General features: G+C 37.0%; 5 protein-coding genes and 1 pseudogene. 5 read left to right on the forward strand and 1 reads right to left on the reverse strand.

Annotated elements, in window-relative coordinates:
• The coding region (locus ACK4HO_RS12465) for a fasciclin domain-containing protein (RefSeq protein ID WP_409666276.1) at nt 1-468 on the reverse strand (468 nt) is incomplete at its 3' end.
• Between the two features lie 322 nt (nt 469-790).
• Between ACK4HO_RS12465 and ACK4HO_RS12470 the strand changes: the two genes are divergently transcribed.
• The 5 genes and pseudogenes from ACK4HO_RS12470 to ACK4HO_RS12490 form a co-directional block, all read left to right on the forward strand.
• Nucleotides 791-1570, forward strand: a complete 780-nt coding sequence (locus ACK4HO_RS12470) for a toxin-antitoxin system YwqK family antitoxin (protein ID WP_409666278.1) — start codon at nt 791-793, stop codon at nt 1568-1570.
• 91 nt (nt 1571-1661) lie between these two features.
• Complete coding sequence (gene mnmA, locus ACK4HO_RS12475) at nt 1662-2849, forward strand: tRNA 2-thiouridine(34) synthase MnmA (protein ID WP_409666280.1); 1188 nt, start codon at nt 1662-1664, stop codon at nt 2847-2849.
• 26 nt (nt 2850-2875) lie between these two features.
• A complete protein-coding gene (locus ACK4HO_RS12480) occupies nt 2876-4483 on the forward strand; it encodes a S8 family serine peptidase (protein WP_409666282.1) in 1608 nt (535 codons plus the stop codon).
• Nucleotides 4484-4505: 22 nt separating this feature from the next.
• Nucleotides 4506-5450, forward strand: coding sequence for an NAD(P)H-dependent flavin oxidoreductase (locus tag ACK4HO_RS12485; RefSeq protein ID WP_409666284.1), 945 nt, complete (start codon nt 4506-4508; stop codon nt 5448-5450).
• Nucleotides 5451-5832: 382 nt separating this feature from the next.
• Nucleotides 5833-7700: pseudogene (locus tag ACK4HO_RS12490) on the forward strand (hypothetical protein); the annotation flags it as partial.

Raw genomic sequence — 7700 nt, forward strand, 5'->3', positions numbered from 1 at the left:
TACAGTTGCACCACCATTGGTTGCACCACCGTTTAATTTTACTGTTGAACCTACTTCAATGTACATGCTCAATGTGTTGGTAGTTGAAGCACTTCCTTTGGCTAATGTTTTTACATAACCTATTGCCAACTCGTTACTGTAAAATGAACCTGAAACTACATGGTTTTTTAAAACTTCTGTCAATAGAGGCAGTGGTACGGCGTTAATGTCAGCAAAACCATTGGCATCTAAGAATGCTTCAAATTTGTCGTTGGTTGGAGCAAATACTGTAAAATCGCCCGGACTATCGAATGTAGATACAAGACCTGCTCTATCAAGTGCTTGTACCAAAATACTTAGATTGGCATTTGCAGAAGCAATCTCTGCAATAGTTTGAGGTTGATTTGAATTGTTGTCATCGTCATCACTACAAGAGAAGACAAAAGCAGACATTAGGACAATGCTTAATAATTTAGTTAGATTTTTCATAGTTATTTTGTTTAAATGTTTCGGCTAAATTAATTAATTTTGTTTAACAATTAACAGAAAATGATAAACAAAATAAATTTTATAAATATTTTAACAGTTTCGTTCAACTGTTGTAATTATCAGTAAAACATTGCTTTATAGGTTTTATAGGCAATTTTTTGATTTAGGGCTGTTATTTTAAAGCTGAAAACGTTAAACAAAATGAGTGTAAAATTTTAGAATAATTTTAACAATTGATACTATACTAAAAATATATATATTTCGTTTTCATAATAACTTTAAATTTGTACTTCGTTTTTACATCTAGTTAACAGCCTTTCCTATGAAATATATATTTATTTTTTTATTGAATACTGTTCTTGTTTTCGCACAAGACTTTAACAAGTTAGATGAGAATGGCAAAAAACACGGTCTTTGGAAAGGCATTTACGAAGAGTCAAAGCGACCAAGATATGAAGGCACTTTTGAGCATGGAAAAGAAGTTGGGGTATTCAAATTTTTTGATGATACCAAAGTAGGGACTGTAATTGCTACAAGAGATTTTAGTACCAATGACAATTCATGTTATACCATTTTCTACAATCAAAAGAACAATAAAGTAAGTGAAGGCAGATTAGTTAACAAGCAATTCGAAGGAGAATGGAAGTACTATCATCTAAATTCTCCTATAATTATGACTTTAGAGTTTTATGTCAATGGCAAACTTAACGGTGTTAGAAAAGTATTTTACAATAGCGGAAAGATTGCCGAAGAGACAACATATAAAAACGGTGTCAAAGATGGCCCATACAAAAGTTACGCCGAGAATGATGTGGTAATGGAAGAGAGTAATTACAAGAATGATCAATTAGATGGTCCTGCTATTTACAGAGATGCTACCAATAAAGTGTCAGGTCAAGGTTCTTTTAAAAACGGAAAGAAAGTAGGCATCTGGAAAATGCTCGAAAAAGGAAAGATAAAAGAGGTCAATATGAATTACCAAAATAAAAACTTCAAAAGACCAAAAATGCCTAAACAGTCTGATGTAAAAGTGGAGGTTAAAGACGAAGAAAAGCCTAACACAAACCTAGATGAAGACATCAAAAGGAAAATCGGGAGGTAAATAAGTTTTGCTTACGGCTGAATTGTTTTAACTGATGTCAGAATGTGAAAATTTACAGAATTTGCGGTAACTTTGCCACAAATTTTTTTGTATGAAACGAGTTGTTGTTGGGCTTTCCGGTGGTGTTGATTCGAGTGTTGCTGCTTACTTATTAAAAGAACAAGGCTATGAGGTCATTGGTCTTTTTATGAAGAATTGGCACGATGACTCAGTAACCATTTCCAATGAATGTCCATGGCTTGAAGACAGTAACGATGCATTACTCGTGGCTGAAAAATTAGGAATTCCTTTCCAAACCGTTGATTTAAGCGAGCAATACAAGGAAAAAATCGTTGACTACATGTTTCACGAATACGAACAAGGTCGCACTCCAAATCCTGATGTATTGTGCAATCGCGAAATCAAGTTTGATGTTTTTATGAAAATCGCTTTAAGTCTGGGTGCCGATTATGTAGCGACCGGACATTATTGTCGAAAAGGTGAAATCGAGGTAAACGGAAAACCGATTTACCAACTCTTAGCCGGTAAAGATGGTAATAAAGACCAATCTTATTTCCTTTGTCAGTTATCTCAAGAACAATTGGCCAAATCATTATTTCCTATTGGTGAATTGACTAAACCGGAGGTGCGTGAAATAGCCATGCATTTGGATTTGGTTACCGCTGAAAAGAAAGATTCGCAAGGACTTTGTTTTATTGGTAAAGTTCGTTTGCCCGAATTTTTACAACAACAATTACAACCCAAAGAAGGTTTGATCTATGAAATAGAAGCCGATGATAAAATTTACAATCAAGAAGTTCCAAAATTCAACTCGTTTGAAGACCAATTAGCATTTGAAGCTAAAGGCATTTCCTATACTTCCGAAAATGGTAAAGTTGTGGGCAAACATCAAGGCGCCCATTATTTTACCATTGGTCAAAGAAAAGGGTTGAATGTTGGCGGTACCAAAGAAGCGCTATTTATTATTGCTACCGATGTAAAAACCAACGCAATTTATACCGGTCAAGGGGTTAATCATCCGGGCTTATTCAAAAAAGCATTACGAGTTCAGCCTTCAGAAATTCATTGGATACGAGAAGATTTAGCACTTGAAAACGGAGAAACCATGGAAGTGATGGCCCGAATCCGTTACCGCCAGGCTTTACAAAAAGCAACTTTGTACCAATTTGAAAGCGGTTTGTATGTTTCTTTCGAAGAACCACAATCTGCCATCACTGAAGGACAGTTTGTAGCTTGGAATATCGATGATGAATTAGTTGGTTCAGGAGTAATTTCATAAATTAGCGCTTTAGAAAGTAAAGTGCTATGAAAAAGTTATTGCTTATTGCCTTTTTTTGGGGAAGTATGTTAGGCTATTCTCAGGAAGACGCGTGGGTTTATTTTAATGACAAACCAAATGCAGAGGCATTTTTAAACAATCCTTTATCCATACTAACCCAAAGAGCTTTAGACAGAAGAGCTGCTCATGGAATTCCATTGACTATAAATGACGCACCGATAGAACAATCTTATATAAATCAAATAACTGCTGCTCAAGGAATCCAAGTGAAAGCCCAATCAAAATGGCTTAATTGTCTTCACATACGCGGTAGTTTAGCCGATATTCAGGCTTTAACTGCGTTGTCTTTTGTAGATCACATTAGATATGCAAATCGTTCCCTTAATTCCAGAATGATTAGACCAAATACAGTTGTTCCGGTAGATAAGCAAATGGATGTTCAGACCACTTTTGCCTACGGAAATTCAGCCAATCAAGTACAAATGTTGAATCTTCATTTGTTGCACGAACAAGATTATACCGGTTCCGGAAAAATAATAGCCGTGCTTGATTCCGGTTTTTCAGCAGTCAATACGATTATTCCATTCAATAGAATGTTTACTAATGGATTGTATTTGGGCGGATATAACTATGTTGGTGGAAACACCGATGTTTTTTCAACCCACAATCACGGAACCATGACTTTGTCTTGTATGGCAGGTTTTGTCGACGGACAATTGGTGGGAACAGCTCCCGATGCACAATATTATTTATTCATTACCGAAGATATAGCAGCGGAAAATCCTGTAGAAGAAAGCTATTGGGTTCAAGCGGCAGAGGAAGCTGATCGACTTGGGGTTGATGTGATTGCTACCTCGTTAGGGTATTATGGTTATGACAATCCGAATTACAGTTATACTTATGCTGATATGACCGGTAATACTGCTTTTGCCTCTCAAGGCGCTAATATTGCATTCAGTAAAGGAATGATTGTGATTGCCAGTGCAGGAAATACAGGAAACTCTATTAATCCGCATGTTGGTGTTCCGGCGGAAGCCACTAATGTTTTGGCGGTTGGGTCAGTACAATTTGACGAAACTTATTCTACTTTTAGTTCTATCGGACCTAGTTTCGACGGAAGAGTGAAACCCGATGTTATGGCCAAAGGGCAAAGTGCTACTTTGTCTAATACAGCCGGAGCTATTGTAACGGCTAGCGGCACATCTTTTTCGTGTCCGATTATGGCTGGCGCGGTTACCAGTTTTTGGCAAGCAATTCCTTGGGCATCCAACCAGCAAGTTGTTGATTTTGTTAAGCAGTCTGCGGATAGATTTATGAGTCCTACAAATCAGTTTGGTTTCGGAATACCGGATTTTCAAAGTGCCTTGACTATCGCATCGCTTTCAGTAAACGATACTACTATGGGCAGGTTTTTGGTTTATCCTAATCCGGCTAATAATTTTGTTACTGTGTCTTTTCCGAACGGATTTGAAGTCGCAAAGATGTCTCTTTATAATAATTTGGGCCAAATGATTTTAGAGCAAGAGATTATTTCTAATCAACAACTTTCTCTCGATCATTTGACTTCCGGCATGTATTATTATAAAATCAAAAGCAACTCATTGGTACAATCCGGAAAGATTATCAAGAATTAAATCCCAAGTATTATTTGTTTAAATGAATAAAATCACCCAACTTTTTAATATAAAATACCCTATTGTTCAAGGCGGAATGATTTGGAACAGTGGTTATAAGTTAGCCAGTGCTGTCAGCAATGCCGGTGGATTAGGTTTAATTGGCGCCGGTTCTATGTATCCCGATGTGTTGAGAGAGCATATTCAAAAATGCAAAGCGGCAACCGATAAACCTTTTGGGGTAAATGTTCCGATGTTGTATCCTAATATTGAGGAAATCATACAAATCATCATAGAAGAAGGAGTGAAGATTGTGTTTACTTCAGCCGGTAATCCAAAAACTTGGACGGGTTATTTAAAAGAAAGAGGTATTACAGTAGTTCATGTGGTCAGCAGTTCCAAATTTGCCTTAAAAGCGCAAGAAGCGGGTGTTGATGCAGTAGTTGCTGAAGGTTTTGAAGCCGGTGGTCATAATGGGAGAGAAGAAACAACTACATTGACTTTGATTCCAATGGTCAAAGAGCAAATCTCAATTCCGTTGATAGCTGCCGGTGGCATTGCTTCGGGAAGAGGAATGCTGGCTGCCATGGTATTAGGAGCCGATGGAGTCCAAATGGGTTCTCGTTTTGCGGCTTCATTTGAAAGTTCTGCCCATGAAAATTTTAAACAAACCATTATCAATGTGAAAGAAGGCGATACGCAATTGACCTTAAAAGAATTGGCGCCGGTTCGTTTGATTAAAAATGAATTTTACAATAACCTACTAGAATTATATGCTAAATGTCCAACACCTGAGGAGTTAAAAGCCTTTTTGGGTAGAGCAAGAGCCAAGCGTGGTATGTTTGAAGGAGACTTGGTTGAAGGCGAATTAGAAATTGGTCAAATTGCCGGAATAATACATGAAATTAAATCGGTTGAAGAAATAATAGCCACTGTAATTTCTGAATTTTACATAGCAAAAAAAGAATTAGATATACCGGTTTTTTAACCACTTTAATTTTACAATTTATTGTTAATAGGTTTGCATTTAAGATGTAAACTTGTTAACATTTTTTATTTTTATAGCCATCGGTTTAAATATTAATAACTCTTTTTTTTTGCAGATTATTTTTATAAACATCATTAATTCAATGATATGCACGGTATCTGGCGTGTTGAAAAGTTGTTGATAATGTTGATTATTTTGTTTATAACATTTTAATAAGTGAAAATTTGCCACTAAAATTATAAGTAATATAGTAGTGGTGATTTTACTTCAATCAACGCGCTGAATTCTTGTCTCATATAGCTGTTTTTAGTTGAGGTTATGACACCTGATATGAAAAGGAGTGATGTTGTACGATTTCAAAATGTATTAAATAGAACTGCTTATGAGAATAACTACTCTCGCCAAAAATTATTTCTTTTACTGTGTTTTAGTATTAACACTAATTGGGCAGAATGGTTTTGTTTATTCTCAATGTCCAACGGTCACAGATACTACTCAATCTTTTTGTGATACACAATCGCCTACAGTAGCCAGTTTGGTTGCTACAGATAATGGTGGTGGTATTAAATGGTATGCGACAGCTACCTCAAATACACAATTAGCCAATTCTACAGTTTTAGTTAATGGTCAGGATTATTTTGCTGATGATAATACAGGGAACTGTGGTCCAAGACAAAGTGTTACGGTTACCATATACTCGGCACCGACCGGCGCTAACTTTCAAGGAGTTTGTGTGACCAGTTTGAGTCAGGCAACACCCTCAAATCCTCAATTTGTTATTTTTGGAAATAATTTGCAATGGTATACGACACCTACCGGAGGAACTGCGCTTTCACCTACCGTTATTTTAAATGACAATACTATTTATTATATAAGTCAAACTAATCCGGATACCGGTTGTCAAACTTCAAGGCTATCTGTTTTTGTTAATGTTGGGTTAGTGCCACCTCCAACGGGAAATCCTGTTCAAGAATTTTGTAATATACCTAGCAGTCCGCCTACTATTGGAGATTTAGTGGCATCGGGAAATAATAATTGGTACTTAACTTCCTCTTTTGGAATACCTTTGGATCCATCTACACCTCTTATTAATGGGCAGTTTTATTATGCTTCAACTGTTGATCCTCCTTGTGAAAGTGTCGATAGGCTTGAAGTTTTGGTAAATCTTTATGAACCAAATGATGCCGGAAACGATGGTAGTAGAAGTATTTGTGTCAATGAGATTTCTGTAACAGCTCCATTTGATTTGTTTGATCTTTTAGGAGGAACGCCCGATAATATTGGTGTCTGGAGTGGGCCAATAGCTACCACAAATGGATTCCAAGGTACTTTAGACGTTTCCGCGATGACACTTGCTGGTAGCCCATATGTGTTTACTTATACTGTTTCCTCTGCACTATGTGCTCCCGATATATCGACGGTAACCATTATAATATTAGATTTACCATCTGTTGCTGTTGCTGTAAATCCAACAACATCTTGTTCTGGTGACAGTGCAACATTTACTTTTACAGGTACTCCAAATGCGACTGTTACTTATAACATCAATGGTGGTGCGAATCAAACGGTTAGCTTAAACGCAGGCGGCACAGCTACTATCACCGGAACTTATACTGCTGATACTACAATAAACATTGTAAGTGTAGCAAGTTCAGGCACTCCGAGTTGTGTTAATCCACAGCCGAGCAGTATTACTTTAACCGTATTGCCATTACCAACGGCAAGTGTAACAGTAAGTCCAACAACCATCTGTGCCAATGATAGTGCTACTTTTATTTTTACAGGTACACCAAATGCTACAGTAACTTATAATATCAATGGCGGAGCGAATCAAACTGTTGTTTTAGACGTATCAGGTACAGCAACGCTAACAGGAACTTACACTGCAAACACTACTATTAATATCGTAAGTGTAGCAAGTGCAGGCACGCCAAGTTGTGTTAACCCACAACCAAGCAGTGTTATTTTAACTGTTTTACCATTACCAACAGCAAGTGTAAGTGTGACGCCAACAACAGTTTGTTCGGGAGATAGTGCCACTTTCACTTTTACAGGTACACCAAATGCTACAGTTACTTATAATATTGATGGTGGCGCGAATCAAACTATAGTATTAAGTGCAGCAGGCGCAGCTACATTAACCGGAACTTATACGGCTAACACGACAGTAAATATTGTAAGTGTAGCGAGTTCAGGTACACCAAGTTGTGTTAATCCACAGACTAGTAGTATTACTTTAACGATACAGCC

This window comes from Flavobacterium sp. (assembly GCF_046296355.1).
Lineage (GTDB): Bacteria > Bacteroidota > Bacteroidia > Flavobacteriales > Flavobacteriaceae > Flavobacterium.